The sequence below is a fragment of the Pseudophaeobacter arcticus DSM 23566 genome (assembly GCF_000473205.1).
GTDB classification, from domain to species: Bacteria; Pseudomonadota; Alphaproteobacteria; order Rhodobacterales; family Rhodobacteraceae; genus Pseudophaeobacter; species Pseudophaeobacter arcticus.
The window spans coordinates 1,871,072-1,885,571 of sequence record NZ_KI421507.1 but is presented as its reverse complement, the minus strand read 5'-3'; the positions used below and the strand labels follow the sequence as shown (position 1 = coordinate 1,885,571).

General features: G+C 57.9%; 9 protein-coding genes. 3 read left to right on the top strand and 6 right to left on the bottom strand.

What is annotated here, in order from left to right; genetic code table 11:
• Positions 1-211: 211 nt before the first annotated feature.
• Both ARCT_RS0113060 and uvrA read left to right on the top strand, forming a co-directional pair.
• Positions 212-1,387 (top strand): MFS transporter, encoded by a 1,176-nt coding sequence (locus ARCT_RS0113060; protein ID WP_051360735.1) that lies wholly within the window; start codon positions 212-214, stop codon positions 1,385-1,387.
• A gap of 183 nt (positions 1,388-1,570) precedes the next feature.
• Complete coding sequence (gene uvrA / locus ARCT_RS0113055) at positions 1,571-4,429, top strand: excinuclease ABC subunit UvrA (protein WP_027240478.1); 2,859 nt, start codon at positions 1,571-1,573, stop codon at positions 4,427-4,429.
• Between the two features lie 53 nt (positions 4,430-4,482).
• Here uvrA and ARCT_RS0113050 read toward each other — a convergent pair whose 3' ends face one another.
• On the bottom strand, positions 4,483-4,920 hold the full coding sequence (locus ARCT_RS0113050; protein WP_036784868.1) for a hypothetical protein: 438 nt from the start codon (positions 4,918-4,920) through the stop codon (positions 4,483-4,485).
• Positions 4,921-5,064: 144 nt separating this feature from the next.
• Between ARCT_RS0113050 and ARCT_RS0113045 the strand changes: the two genes are divergently transcribed.
• Complete coding sequence (locus tag ARCT_RS0113045; RefSeq protein ID WP_027240476.1) at positions 5,065-5,838, top strand: helix-turn-helix domain-containing protein; 774 nt, start codon at positions 5,065-5,067, stop codon at positions 5,836-5,838.
• 9 nt (positions 5,839-5,847) lie between these two features.
• Here the strand turns inward: ARCT_RS0113045 and ARCT_RS0113040 are convergent, their stop codons facing one another.
• The 5 genes from ARCT_RS0113040 to ARCT_RS0113020 all read right to left on the bottom strand — a co-directional run bounded on the left by ARCT_RS0113040 (position 5,848) and on the right by ARCT_RS0113020 (position 14,241).
• Entirely contained in the window at positions 5,848-7,434 is a 1,587-nt protein-coding gene (locus ARCT_RS0113040) for a choice-of-anchor L domain-containing protein (protein WP_027240475.1), read from the bottom strand.
• Between the two features lie 285 nt (positions 7,435-7,719).
• On the bottom strand, positions 7,720-8,592 hold the full coding sequence (gene mmsB / locus ARCT_RS0113035; protein ID WP_027240474.1) for a 3-hydroxyisobutyrate dehydrogenase: 873 nt from the start codon (positions 8,590-8,592) through the stop codon (positions 7,720-7,722).
• A gap of 3 nt (positions 8,593-8,595) precedes the next feature.
• The gene (locus ARCT_RS0113030) at positions 8,596-9,636 is read right to left on the bottom strand and encodes an enoyl-CoA hydratase/isomerase family protein (protein ID WP_027240473.1); all 1,041 of its coding nucleotides are present in this window, start codon (positions 9,634-9,636) and stop codon (positions 8,596-8,598) included.
• A 96-nt stretch (positions 9,637-9,732) separates the two neighbouring features.
• On the bottom strand, positions 9,733-10,878 hold the full coding sequence (locus tag ARCT_RS0113025; protein ID WP_027240472.1) for an acyl-CoA dehydrogenase family protein: 1,146 nt from the start codon (positions 10,876-10,878) through the stop codon (positions 9,733-9,735).
• 1,179 nt (positions 10,879-12,057) lie between these two features.
• Entirely contained in the window at positions 12,058-14,241 is a 2,184-nt protein-coding gene (locus ARCT_RS0113020) for a methyl-accepting chemotaxis protein (RefSeq protein ID WP_027240471.1), read from the bottom strand.
• Positions 14,242-14,500 lie beyond the last annotated feature (259 nt).

Genomic DNA, 14,500 nt, shown 5'->3' with positions numbered 1-14,500 from the left:
GAATGAGGCAGGTTTCCGCGCGCGCCTGCTGGCCTGGAACGAGTGTTGAACAAGACCCTGTCCAGGGCTCTTGCGGTTCTGGGCCTGTCCAGGCGATCCCATTTCGACAAAATGGCCCTGCTGCGACGCTGGCACTCTGAGGTGGGCCAGTCTAAAGGTGAGGTCCAGGGGCAGGGCACAGAGCTGCTCTCAACCAAAGGGGCAGGGAGCAATGGCCACAGACCCGATCACAACGCGTTGGCCGTTGATTTTTACCATCTGGGCTGCTGGCCTGGGGGTTGCGGCGCAATACGGTAAAATCAGCGTGATTTTTGACCGTATGGATCAGCTTTACCCGGATGCCGGGGCATCGCTCAGCTTTGCCGTGTCACTGGTCGGCAGTGTTGGCATCCTCTTTGGGCTGGTGGCGGGGCTGTTTGTCAGCTCCTTTGGCTATCGGCGTAGCCTGGTTGGCGCGCTTTGGGTTGGGGCCTGCATGTCTGCCCTGCAGGCGCTGCATTTGCCCTTTGGCCTGTTTCTTGTCAGTCGCCTGATCGAAGGGCTGTCGCATCTGGGCGTGGTGGTGGCCGGGCCAACGCTGATTGCGGCGCTCTGCTCCAACCGGGATCGTGGGCTGGCCATGACCCTGTGGAGCACATTTTTTGGCGTCGCTTTTACCCTGCTTGCCTGGTTTGGGCTGCCGCTTGTCGCGCGCTTTGGCCTGTTGTCGCTGTTTGCCGCCCATGCGCTGATCATGGTGGGGTTGGCGCTGTGGCTCGGCAGGGCGCTGCGGGATGTGCCAGTACCGCCGCGCACCGAATTTCCCGCCCTGCGCAGCCTGCCGGGGCTGCATGTGCCGGTCTATCGTTCCGCCTGGAAGGTGGCGCCAGCGGCGGGCTGGCTGTTTTATACCTGCTGTTTTGTCTCCATCCTGACGGTGATCCCGCCCTATATCGCGGCAGAGCAGCGCGGCTATGTTCTGGGCGCCATGCCGCTGGCCAGTATTGCCACCTCCCTCAGCTTGGGGGTCTTTTTGCTGCGTCATTTTGCAGCCGTGAAGGTGGCGCAACTGGGCTTTGTGCTGTCTGCCGGCGGGGTGCTTTGGCTGTGGCTGCAGCCCGGCGACCCGCTGGCCTGTATCGCCCTGGCTGCTGCCATGGGGCTGGTACAGGGGGGGTCTTTTGCTTCGGTGCCGCAGCTGAACCTGGAAGATGAGGATCGCGCCCAGGCGGGCGGTGTCCTGGCCCAGGCCGGCAATCTCGGCAATACCATTGGCACGCCCCTGATGGTGCTCTCGCTTGGTCTTGCCGGGTTTTCGGGGCTGATGGCGGTTCTGCTGCTGCTGTTTCTGGGTGGTTTTCTCGTCCATCAGGTTCTGGCCCTGAAGCGCCGTCATCTGTCCTATTGAGCGGTCGCGCCACGATATAGACCAAGCCACCATATTTGGCGTTTCCTGGCCAAAATGCAGGAAAATGTTCCACTAACGTTCTCACTTTTCTATTGGAGTCTGGCGCCACATTGCCTATCTGTAGGTCGAAGACTGGCAGCGGATTGATCCCGTGGTGGCCAGAGTATTTGGCACGAGGGCAGTATGGCTGAGTTGAAATCCATCGAGGTGCGCGGCGCACGCGAACATAATCTCAAAAACATTGATGTGGATATCCCTCGCGATGAGCTGGTGGTGATCACCGGCCTGTCTGGATCGGGGAAATCCTCGCTTGCCTTTGATACCATCTACGCCGAGGGCCAGCGCCGCTACGTCGAAAGCCTGTCAGCCTATGCCCGGCAGTTCCTCGACATGATGGAAAAGCCGGATGTGGATCATATCTCCGGCCTCAGCCCGGCAATTTCGATCGAACAAAAGACCACCTCGAAAAACCCGCGCTCCACTGTCGGCACCGTGACCGAGATCTATGACTATCTGCGGCTGCTGTTTGCCCGGGCCGGCACGCCCTTTAGCCCCGCCACCGGTCTGCCCATCGAGGCGCAGCAGGTGCAGGATATGGTCGACCGGGTGATGGCGCTGGAGGAGGGCACCCGTGGCTTTTTGCTTGCGCCCATCGTGCGCGACCGCAAGGGCGAGTACAAAAAGGAAATGCTGGAGCTGCGCAAACAGGGCTTTCAGCGGGTCAAGGTCGACGGTGAATTTTACGAACTGGATGAGCCGCCGACCCTGGACAAGAAGTTCCGTCATGACATTGATGTTGTGGTGGATCGTCTGGTGGTGCGCGAGGGTCTGGAGACCCGGTTGGCAGATTCGCTGCGCACCGCGCTGGATCTGGCCGATGGCATTGCCATTCTGGAAACTGCACCGCGCGAAGGTGATCCTGAACGGCTGACCTTCAGCGAGAATTTTGCCTGCCCCGTCAGCGGCTTTACCATCCCCGAGATCGAACCCCGGCTGTTTTCGTTCAATGCGCCCTTTGGCGCCTGCACCGTCTGCGACGGGCTGGGGGTCGAGCTGTTCTTTGATGAACGTCTGGTGGTTCCGGACCAAAGCCTGAAAATCTATGATGGTGCCCTGGCGCCCTGGCGGAAAGGCAAATCGCCCTATTTCCTGCAGACAATTGAGGCCATCGCCAAACACTATGGGTTCAACAAGAACACCCAGTGGAAAGACCTGGACCCCAAGGTGCAGCAGGTGTTCCTGCGCGGCTCTGGTGAGGAAGAAATCCCCTTCCGCTATGACGAAGGTGGCCGGGTTTATGAGGTCACCCGCGTCTTTGAAGGCGTCATTCCCAATATGGAACGGCGCTACCGCGAAACCGACAGCAACTGGATCCGTGAAGAGTTTGAACGCTACCAGAACAATCGCCCCTGTGGCGCCTGCGGCGGCTATCGTCTGCGCGAAGAGGCCCTGGCGGTCAAGATTGCCGGGGTACATGCGGGGCAGGTGGTGCAGAAATCCATCCGCGAGGCGCTGGCCTGGATCGAGGATGTGCCCAACCATCTGACCAAGCAGAAACAAGAAATCGCCCGCGCCATTGTCAAAGAGATCCGCGAGCGGCTTGGCTTTTTGAACAACGTAGGTCTGGAATACCTGAGCCTGTCGCGGGCCAGTGGCACCCTGTCGGGGGGCGAAAGCCAGCGGATCCGTTTGGCCAGCCAGATTGGCTCGGGCCTGACAGGGGTGCTATATGTGCTGGATGAGCCCTCGATCGGTTTGCACCAGCGCGACAATGACCGGCTGATCACCACCCTGAAAAACCTGCGCGATCAGGGCAATACGGTGATCGTGGTGGAACATGACGAGGATATGATCCGTCAGGCCGACTATGTTTTTGACATCGGCCCCGGTGCCGGTGTGCATGGCGGCGAAGTGGTCAGCCACGGCACTGCGGCGCAGGTCACCGCCGATGCGGCGTCAATTACCGGCCAGTATCTGGCTGGCGTGCGCGAGATCCCGGTTCCGGCGAAACGGCGTAAGGGCAACAAGAAAAAGCTGAAGGTGGTCAAGGCCACTGGCAACAACCTGAAAAATGTCACGGCGGAATTCCCACTGGGCACATTCTTGTGTGTGACCGGGGTTTCGGGCGGGGGTAAATCCACCCTGACCATTGAAACCCTGTTCAAAACCGCCTCGATGCGGCTCAATGGTGCCCGCCAGACCCCAGCGCCCTGCGAAAGCATCAAGGGGCTTGAGCATCTGGACAAGGTGATCGACATCGACCAGCGCGCCATTGGCCGCACGCCACGATCAAACCCCGCCACCTATACTGGCGCTTTTACCCCGATCCGCGACTGGTTTGCCGGCCTGCCCGAGGCCAAGACGCGCGGCTATAAACCGGGGCGGTTCAGCTTTAACGTCAAGGGGGGCCGCTGCGAGGCCTGCCAGGGGGACGGGGTCATCAAGATCGAGATGCATTTCCTGCCGGACGTCTATGTGGAATGCGAAACCTGCAAAGGCGCGCGCTATAACCGCGAGACACTGGAGGTGCGTTTCAAGGGGAAGAGCATCGCAGATGTGCTTGATATGACAGTCGAAGACGCCCAGGCGTTTTTTCAGGCCGTGCCCACTATCCGCGACAAGATGGACGCGCTGATGCGGGTTGGTCTGGGCTATATCAAGGTCGGCCAGCAGGCCACCACCCTGTCCGGTGGTGAGGCCCAGCGGGTGAAACTCTCCAAGGAGCTGAGCAAACGCTCGACCGGGCGGACGCTTTACATTTTGGATGAACCCACCACGGGGCTGCATTTTGAGGATGTGAAAAAGCTGCTCGAGGTGCTGCATGAATTGGTTGATCAGGGCAATTCCGTGGTGGTGATTGAACACAACCTTGATGTGATCAAAACAGCCGACTGGATCATTGATATCGGCCCCGAAGGCGGCGATGGCGGTGGTGAGATCGTCGCCACCGGCACGCCGGAAACCATTGCCAAAGAACCCCTCAGCCATACAGGGCGCTATTTGAAAGAGATGCTGGCAAATAAGAAAGTCGCGGCAGAATAAGCGGTTGGCCGGTGTTGTTCCGGCCAATCCTATTCCAAAAGGGGGCTCACCGGTCAGGCGGTTACGGGCTGTTTGACCGGGCGATACAGCAGGATTGGCACGGCAAACATCGCCAGAAACACAGTGTTCAGAACCACGTTGAACCAGGCTCCGACCATATAGGAGCCAAAGCTGTCGGGCAGGTACCAGGCCAGGATACCAGTCAGGATGATGCGGCCGCCGATCTTTGGGGCCTTGCTATAGACTTCTGTTGTGATGCCCCAGATCAGGCTGCCGGTGCCGACCAGCAGCCCGCCTGAAATCGCAGCCAGCACATGGGTGCTATCGCTGTCCAGTGCTTGTTGGCCGTCCAGCGGAAAATGCACCAGGTCCAGAAACAGCTCCAGGGCAACCCGAAGCGGCGATACCAGGGCGAGAACCATTCCCAGCCCAAAAAGAACCGTGCCGAGGGCTGCAAGTTTGAGCGCCTTGGTGGCGGTGTCATGTGTCATCAGTGGTCTCCTGTTGCGTGATGTCCTGAGCATCCCGCGCGGAGGACAGGAAAACAATTACCTCAGAGGTAGGTGAAATCCCTGTACACAGCGAATAGGCTGGCCAAGACCGCAGGTGAAGAACCGCAGATGAGGATGGGCAAGATGAGTGGCTTTGGAGCGCTGTTGAAAGAATGGCGGGGCATTCGCCGCATGAGCCAGCTTGACCTGGCGCTTTCGGCACAGGTCTCTGCCCGGCATGTCTCTTTTCTGGAGACCGGACGCGCCCGCGCCAGTCGTGATATGGCACTGCGGCTGGGGGAAGAGCTGCAAATGCCACTGGCGGCGCGCAACCAGCTATTGCTTGCAGCCGGATTTGCCCCAGCCTTTGGTGGCGGTGAACTGAAAGACGAGGATCGCGCGCCCTTGGCGCAGGCGGTTGAATGGATGCTGGAGCGTCACGCGCCTTTTCCGGCAATTGCGATTGATCATCACTGGATTCTAAAAGCGATGAATCCCCCTGCCGCAGCCCTGTTGACCTCTGTTGGAGTGCAGCTCGACGACAGCCTGATTGATGCCCTGTGCGCAAACGAGGCTCTGCGCGGTGCCTTGGTCAATCTGGAAGAGGTCGAAGCGCTGACTTTGATGCGATTGCGCAATGAGCTGTCCCATCTTGGCAAGGCGCCGGTTTTGCAGCAGGCGATGCAGCAGTTGCAGCGCCGGGTGGCTGCACATTCGCGTCCCGTTCTGGAGCAAATGCCAGCGGTGATCCCAACTCATTATCGGTTTAACGGACTGGATCTGAAACTGTTTTCAACCCTGACGCAGTTCACCTCGACCGGGGATCTGGCGATGTCAGAGCTGAGGTTGGAGATGATGTTCCCGGTTGATCATGAGACCAAACAAGCCCTGTTGGCCCTGTTCCGCCCCACTGCTTGACATCTGTACCTAGGACGACAGGCAGTGGTTTAGCAATTGGGTCTCATACTGGCGCAGGGCAAGGCGCGCGGCAAAGCCATACCCAGCCCCTGTCTGCGGGCAAAGCTCTGGAAACAGGGCAAAAAGTTCAGCCTGGGTTTCGGCGTCAAAACCAGCAGTTGTCTGCGGGCCGGGGTGGTAGCTTTCGCTCAATACCCCATGCGAGGTGAGGATCTCGTGCTGGTCAAACAGCAGGTGATAGTAATCGACCGTCTCAAGGCTGAGATCGGGGCGGATGCTCGCGTCGTTGACCAGATCCTTGGCTTTGGCCAGCACTTCGTCTTCGCCAAACAGCAGTTCGGCAAATTGGCCGGTGATCAGTATTCGGTGGTTGGGGGAGACCCAGAGATCCGCCTCAGCACCAAACTGGCCCTTGGCAATACGGATCGGTGCGGTGATCGCGGTCACCGGAACCCTGCTGTGGCCAATCCAGCGCAGCGGCTGAAACCCGTGATCATAGGTCTGGATCATCATGCCAGCCGTCAGGTTCTCGATTGCGATGGGGCCCTGATCGGTCTCAATCCGGGTTCCCCCCATGAAACAGGCCTGGGCCTGATTGATCTCGACCAGTCCGGTGTCACTGTCGCCGCTGTCGTTTTCGGTGGTGTAGTTGAAATAGACGGTCTCATCATCGCCGTCGGACTGAACCTCAAGCGTCCCGTCCGGGTTCAGCGTGATCTGCTGGCCGGTTGCCAGGGTCACCGTATCCCCAGGGGAGACCGCAATGTCATTGATGTGGGTGACGGTCAGCGTGCCGCCAGCTGAACTGGTGTCATTTTCCAGAACATCCAATGTTTTTGAGGTGTTAAAGCTCAGATCGACCTGATCGTCCTGGGCAACAAAGGCGGTCTGGACCGACCCGCCTGCCACCAGCAGATTGGTGTCATAATTGCTGTCAGAAACATCTGCGACGCCGATCTTGATCGTGTTCACTTCACCTGCAGTCACCGGGGCGGTAAAGGTCAGGGTAATGGTGAACCCGTCCATTTCGGTGTTGTACTGATCGCCGGTGTTGTCGACGTAGATGTTTTCGGTTTCATTTTGGTTGATGTTACCAATAGAGGCAGAGCCATCGCCAATGGTGACCTGTGCTTGTACCCCATTGACCCAAACGCCAACCACGTCGTTGTATTGGGAACTGGAGAACTCGGGGTATTCCTCAGAGGAGAGCACAAAGTCCAGCGTCAGCACATCGCCGTCGGGAATGAAGTCAATCTCCATAAAGGCGGCGTCATAGGTGGCGGAACCAGCAATGGTGTTAAAGTCGCTGTCGCCATTGATGCCGCTGGTATTGGTGCTGGTATTGCCGGAGGTGTTGGTATTGCTGGTGCCAGAGCTATTGGTGAAATCATCTACGTGGCCAGTGGACAGGATGACGCCGCTATCGGCGGGGGCGACGCCTGCCACAGTTGTATCGGCACCGGAGTAAATACCAGAGGAGGCAGCATCACCGGAATAGCTGGCACTGACAACGGTGGTTCCGTCGCCAAAAATCTCCTGCGCCATCTGATCGGCGGTGGCGGAGGTGTTGATATCGAGTTCTGTCGCCGTAGCCATGTGAGTTCCTGCACCCTGTGGGAGGCCGCAAATTTTCTGTGGCCCGACCTCAGGTGTCGCTGCGAATTTGGACTGAAATGTGGAAACCCGGTGCCCATTTTCTGAATTTTAATCAAATTGAACAAATTCCGAATTTTTCAACGCAGCAGGTCAGGGGCGGAAGTGCTGGTTGGATCGCGCCATTGGCGCACAAAGAAGCCCGGCCCAGAGGTGTCTCTTGGTCGAAAGAGACACCTCTGGGCCGGGCAAGCCTTGCGTTCGGCAGGGGCGCGCCAGAGGTTTGGTTTAGCTGCGGCCGCGCTTTTCAAAGCGGGGCAGCATGGCGGAAAAGTCCATGCCAAGCCCGTCTTCGTTTTCGACAAACTTGGCATAAAGCGCCTGTGCCAGCTCGCCCATTGGGGTGTCGGCATCGGCACTGACGGCGGCCTGCTGGCTGAGCCGCAGATCCTTCAGCATCAGTTCCGCGGCAAACCCCGGTTTGTAATCGTTGTCGGCAGGCGACTGCGGACCAACGCCGGGGGCCGGGCAATAGGCATTCATCGACCAGGAATAGCCCGAAGAGGTGGAAACCACGTCGAACATTTTCTGCCGGTCCAGACCCAGTTTGTCGGCCAGAGCAAAGGCTTCGCAGGTGGCAATCATCGTCACGCCCAGGATCATGTTGTTGCAGATCTTGGCGGATTGGCCGGCGCCGGCCTCGCCACAATGCACGGCCTTCTGGCCCATGATGTCAAACAGGGGCTCTGCCTTGGCAAAGGCCTCGGCGCTACCGCCGGCCATAAAGGTCAAGGTGCCGCCTGCAGCGCCGCCGATACCGCCGGACACGGGCGCATCCACAAACAATAGACCCGCCGCAGCGGCCTGTTCTGCAACCGCACGGGCCGAGTCCACATCCACGGTGGAGCAATCCACCAGGGCTGCTCCGGCCTGCATGGCGGGCAGCAGCTCAGCGGCAACGGTGCGCAGGATCTGACCATTGGGCAGCATGGTGATCACCACATCGGCCCCGGCTGCAGCCTCAGCGGCCGACCTGACCATGGTGACGCCCTCGACTGTGACACTGGCCATGTCAAAGCCCAGAACGTCGTGACCCTCTTTGGCGAGATTGGCAGCCATCGGGCCACCCATGTTGCCAAGACCAATAAATCCGATTTTCATGTGTTACTCCTCCTCAAAAACCAAGGCGTCCGCGCCCAGCGGCATCAGCATCTGGCTGACGGCGGTAGCGGGAACATCCTGCTCTGCATATTGCCATTTGGGCTGGCGGTCCTTGTCGATGATCTGGGCACGAATACCTTCGAGAAAATCACCCTTGTCCATGGCGCGATAGGTAAAGCGGTATTCATACTCCAGCGCCTTGCGAATGCTCAGGCTGCTGGCGCGCAACCGGTGCAACAGCTCGACCGTGCAGGCCATCGAGAGCGGCGCATTGCGGCCCAATACCTTTAGGGTCTTTTCAGCAAAATCGCTGGGTTCTCCCTTTAGCACTGTCAGGATATCCGTCAGGGTTTCGCCGGCAAAATAGCGATCGATCTCAGCCTGCTGGGTTTCCAATGTGCCCGCTGGCGGCTTTTGTGACGCCACCTCCAAAAGCGCTGGATCACCATCTTTTTGCAGCCCGTTGATCAACACGGGCCAAAAGCTTTCGGGGATGTAGAAATCGGCAAAGCCCGCATAGATGGCGTCTGCGGCCTTCATGCGTGTGGCGGTAAGGCCGAGGTATTCGCCCAGACGCCCCGGCGCCAGGGCCAGCATCAAAGAGCCACCCACATCGGGCAACAGGCCAATGCCAACTTCGGGCATGGAGATCTGGCTGCTGTCGCCAACCACCCGGTGGGTGCCATGACAGCCAATGCCGACGCCCCCCCCCATGGTGAACCCCTGCAGGAAGCTGACCACCGGTTTGGGATATTCAAAAATGAGGGCGTTCAGCCGGTATTCGTCGCTCCAGAACTTGCGCCCATAGGCATAATCGCCTGCGGTGCCGGTCTCATACAGCTCGGCAATGTCGCCGCCGGCGCAAAAGGCTTTTTCGCCCTCGGCATCAATGACCACCAGTTTGACCGCATCATCGGTTGCCCATTGGCGCAGGGCGGCGTCAATGGCCATGCACATATCATAAGACAGCGCATTCAGGGCCTTGCCGCGGCTGAGGGTGATGCGACCGGCCTGACCGATCACACGGATATTGATATCGCTCATAGGTTCCTCGCTGTTGGCGCGGGTCAAACACCCGGCACCCTGTCGCCCTGGGAGTGGGGACGGGATACCGGCTGCGACAGGCGCATAGTACCGGGCTTAGCTGTGTTCGGCCAGCAAATGGCGCGCAACAATCACTCGCATGATCTCGTTTGTGCCCTCAAGGATCTGGTGAACGCGCAGATCCCGCACCAGCTTTTCGATACCGTAATCTGCCAGGTAGCCGTAGCCACCATGCAGCTGCAGGCATTGATCAACGATCCTGGATCCCGCCTCGGTCACAAATTTCTTTGCCATGGCGCAGTGTTTGCTGGCATCGGGTGCGCCCTGATCCAGCTTCCAGGCTGCCTGACGCAAAAAGACACGTGCCGCCTGCAGTTCAATCTCCATATCCGCAAGGCGGAACTGCAGCCCCTGGAACTGGTCGATGGATTTGCCAAAGGCCTTGCGCTCGGACATGTATTTCATCGTCAGATTCAGCGCGGTCTGCGCGGCGCCCAGCGAACAGGAGGAGATATTCAGACGTCCGCCGTCCAGGCCCATCATCGCGTATTTGAACCCCTTGCCCTCTTCGCCGACCAGGTTGTTGGCCGGGATCTTGCAATCGTCAAACTGCACCTGGGCGGTGGGTTGGCTTTTCCAGCCCATCTTTTCTTCCAGCCCGCCAAAGGACAGGCCCGGGGTGCCGTCTTCGACATAGACGGTGGAAATGCCCTTGGGACCGTCTTCACCGGTGCGCACCATGCAGACATAGGCGTCGGAATAGCCCCCCCCCGAGATGAAGGCCTTGTTGCCGTTCAGCGTGTAGCCTTCATTTGTCTTGTCGGCGCGGGTTTTCAGCGCTGCCGCATCAGAACCAGAGCCCGGCTCGGTCAGGCAGTAGCTGAGCACGGTGTTCAGTGACAAAACATCCGGCATGATCCGCGCCTTCATTTCGTCGCTGGCAAAGCTGTCCAGCATCTTGGCGCACATGTTATGGATCGACAAAAAGGCCGCCACTGAAGGGCAGGCCATCGACAGGGCCTCAAACACCAAAGTGGCATCCAGCCGGGTCAGCGCCGAGCCACCGGTTTCTTCGCTGACATAAAGCCCGCCAAAGCCAAGTTCGCCCACTTGTGGCCACAGCTTTTTGGGGATGGTGCCCTCGGCTTCCCACTGGCGTGCAAACGGCGCAATGTTTTCCTGGCCAAATGCATGAGCCATATCAAAAATCGCGGTCTGTTCCTCGGTCAAAGCAAAATCCACGTCCTGTCCTCCCTGGCGTGTATGAATTGAACGGTCGTTTATTTAATAGCGCGCCCAGCCCCCAAGAGCAAGCAGCGCGGGTGCAAAGTGGTGTTGCAAGAATAAGTGTAGCGGGTGTAGCGGGACACTTCGTTTTGCAGTGCGGGACACTTCCCATTGTAGCGGGACACTTCGTTTTGCAGTGCGGGACACTTCCCATTGCAGCAAATTTTTCTAGACGAACGCCCTGTTTTCTATGCCAGAACTGGACCCGAGGCCACCCACCTTTGGTGTCAATTTCGAGGTGAGTTTGGGACACTTCGCATTGCAGTAAGGGACACTTCCCATTTCAAACTCGGTTATAGCGCATCCCGAACCGTTTAAAATGTCCGTCTGCCGAGTTCTTTAAAGGTCGTTTGAAGAGGCTTTAAAGTGCTCGGAGCCGAGCTCTTAGGGCACGCCCTTCAATTCTTCCCAACTTCAGGGCCGTAGCATTGCCCTCAGAGCTGCGCCGACCTCCGGGAGGAAAGAGCGCCACATGGGCGCCCCCTCCATTGTGTTTTGGTTCAAGGACTTCCAACTTACACAGAACGCGGGCGGCGCTCTCCCGGACAGGTTTCAAAATGGGCATCGCTATACTTCTTTGGACGGGCTCGCGACGAGTGTCGACATCTCAGTCCCAAATGGTGCTAGCGGCTGCTCGCAGCCCAAAGCGGACTCATGCCAGGAGGGCAGCCGGACCCCAAGTACATGCATGTCGGGCGGAGAGCTGCCGTTAGCTGCGTCTGCAGCAAATATTTGGCTAAGCCGTCCAAGCGGACCTTCAAGGCCAAAAATTCTGGCCGGTCTTATTCTGGGGCAGTTGTTTAGGAAACAGGTCATTCACTGTACTATCTGCAATGGTCCGCTTTGGTAGCGGGCCGAGGCAGCCGTGAGAGGCGTGGCTGCGTGTATGCACTTTGCTCCATTTTCAGGGCATTTATCTTGAAACGATGCCGATACTCGCCTGCACTCAGGCCTGAGTTTGATTTCAACAAACGGTTGTGCGACGCAGATGTGAACCGCGATCTATTGTTGCGCCATACAGTTCTGGTGGAGGGTGCGGCTTACGACCGGCCTTGCCCGGTCCGCCAGGTCAGATTTGGTTGAGAGCAAGCGGCCGACGGAGACGTGTGGACCAGTTTGAAAACCAGTTCTGATTTAAAAATCCTGCCACGTTCCGGCTCCAGCTCCGCTCGCAGCCGCGCGGGGCGGAGTGAAGGCCTCTTGGTCCCAGTCGTTTCCGTGGGCCTGGGGAACATTTGACGCTTCGGCGGAAGTCTTGTGGGCTGGAGACTGCGGCGAAATTTTCATCACCGACCCGCCAGCCAGCTTGAAGACAGCGACCAGCTCAGCAAGGACGTTGGCGTCATTGTTCAGCGTATGCCCAGCCGCTGTCGTCTCCTCTACCATGGCAGCGTTTTGCTGGGTTACCTGGTCCAGTTGCACAACACCGGTATTGATTTCGCCCAGGCCGGTAGACTGCTCCACGGCGCCCTCGGCGATATCGGTCACCAGTTTAGAGATATGGTTGACCCGTTCCACAATGTTTTGCAGTGCCCCACCGGCCTTGCCGACAAGATCCACGCCGCGCTCCACCTGAGTGGAGCTTTTGCTGATCAGCGTTTTGATTTCCGTTGCCGCATCGGAGGACCGTTGTGCAAGGGACCTCACCTCGGAGGCAACAACCGCAAATCCGCGACCGGATTCACCCGCGCGGGCGGCCTCGACCCCGGCGTTCAAAGCCAGAAGGTTGGTCTGAAACGCGATGTCGTCGATGACGCCGATAATCTGCGCAATATGGGTCGAGGAGTTTTCGATCTCGGTCATCGCCGAAACCGCATTTGCAACAACAGTTCCACTGTTTTGCGCTTCTTGCTTGGCCTCGGCCATGATGCTTTCAACACTGCGGGCACTTTCGGCGGCGTTTTTCACGCTGGCGGTCAACTCATCCATGGCAGCGGCGGTTTCTTCCAGCGTCGCGGCCTGGCTTTCCGTTCGGTGCGACAGGTCATCCGCAGCCTGGCTGATTTCCACAGTGCCGGCACGGATACTCTGGGTCGCATCAATCACATGCTGAACAGTGGCGCTGAGCGTTGCCACAGTTGTATTGAAACTGCTGCGCAATTGTTCATATTCTGAGGGGAAAACAGTCGTGATCGCGCAATCAAGATCCCGGTCCGCCAGGCGTTTTAGGTGCGCGTCCAGAGAACTGATAACCGAGGTCCGGTCTGCTTCTGTCATGGCAAGATTGGCATCTGCCTCCTGAAGCGCAACACGGGTTTTATCCATGGCGCGGTTCAGCTCACCTATTTCGGTTTCCGAGTCAATGAAGGCGGGCTCGAAATCAAAATCCTTATGCGACAGCCGGTCCAGATCTTCCTGCAAAGCACCGAACTGGGTGTCGAAGATGCGGATCAGGCGCAGCCCAATGCCGACGGTTGCTATGATCGAAATCGTTACAATAACCAGCGTTGTCAACAGGGTGATCAGCGCGCTGCTGGCATCGGATTTTGCCAGGTCAGTCATTTCTGTTGCGGCTTCTAATTCGACCTTGTGCAGATAGGAAATCCAGTCTGAAGACCGGCTGAACCAGTCCTCAGCAGTCACATCGGCCACAGAACCACCCGGCTCTGCGGCGATCACGGCCTCACGGATCTGGAGCAATCCGCTTTCGTTCAGCCGGTGTTCGAAATCGAGGTCCGGCATGTGACTGGCCAGCACAATATGGGCAACATGCAGGAACTGCGTTTCTGAGGCCCATTCTTCTGAAAACTCACGGTAAACGGCCAAATCGAAATGGCCCTCAATAAAGCCATGTAGACCCGCCGAGCGCTGAAGCTCAGCCGCCTCCTTGGCGGCGCTCAGAGAGACCAGACCGGAGGCAATCTGGACGATCTCCGCATTGTTTTGCCGCAGCATTTCCTCATCCGCGGCGTCCAAAATGGTTGTGACGATCTTGGTGTAGTAGCTGCTCACCTCTTTGGTACCGACGCTCTGTTGGTCAACCGTGCCCCGCACTGCCTTCAGATCGGCAAACTGTTTTTGCATCTCAATGATCGCAGTCGGTATGGCTTTGACGGCCTCATCCAGTTCGTGCCGGATTTCCTGCAGCTCGTCGCGAAAATCTGTGCCTTTTGATTCTAGAAATCCAGCGGTGAGCCCCCGTTCTTCCTGCACCAAATGCGCCATGCCAGATAGGAAAACCGCTTCGCCAATCTCGACCTGCGTGTGCCCGGCATTTATATAGCGGAGCAAGTCATCTTTCCCCTTCGCGCCTCCCTCTATTAGCAAGGCAACAAAGGGAATCGCTATAAGCGCAAAAATATATCGGCGTAGTGTCATCGTTAAAAGCTCCAAAGCGAAATCGTCAATCAACGCATTTCAGCACTTGAGGGGCTTAATAACTCCCTAAGATGTCCTTCAAATATACCTTTTGATCTCAACAAACATTCACAAGCTGCACCAACGGGGGGGGATGCTCTTATGGCGTGTTTCTGGGCAGGTAAATGAAATATGCAATATTTAATGTACTGGTGCCAGGCATGTCAGAAATGCATCAGTCCCTCGCTCCAGCTGTGTCCAGATCTTGAAGGAATAACAT

Excerpts from the sequence above, each read along its gene's own strand:
- mmsB (WP_027240474.1), bottom strand. The coding sequence starts at position 8,592 with ATGAAAATCGGATTTATTGGTCTTGGCAACATGGGTGGCCCGATGGCT.
- ARCT_RS0113045 (WP_027240476.1), top strand. The coding sequence starts at position 5,065 with ATGAGTGGCTTTGGAGCGCTGTTGAAAGAATGGCGGGGCATTCGCCGC.
- uvrA (WP_027240478.1), top strand. The coding sequence starts at position 1,571 with ATGGCTGAGTTGAAATCCATCGAGGTGCGCGGCGCACGCGAACATAAT.
- ARCT_RS0113030 (WP_027240473.1), bottom strand. The coding sequence starts at position 9,636 with ATGAGCGATATCAATATCCGTGTGATCGGTCAGGCCGGTCGCATCACC.
- ARCT_RS0113050 (WP_036784868.1), bottom strand. The coding sequence starts at position 4,920 with ATGACACATGACACCGCCACCAAGGCGCTCAAACTTGCAGCCCTCGGC.
- ARCT_RS0113060 (WP_051360735.1), top strand. The coding sequence starts at position 212 with ATGGCCACAGACCCGATCACAACGCGTTGGCCGTTGATTTTTACCATC.
- ARCT_RS0113020 (WP_027240471.1), bottom strand. The coding sequence starts at position 14,241 with ATGACACTACGCCGATATATTTTTGCGCTTATAGCGATTCCCTTTGTT.
- ARCT_RS0113040 (WP_027240475.1), bottom strand. The coding sequence starts at position 7,434 with ATGGCTACGGCGACAGAACTCGATATCAACACCTCCGCCACCGCCGAT.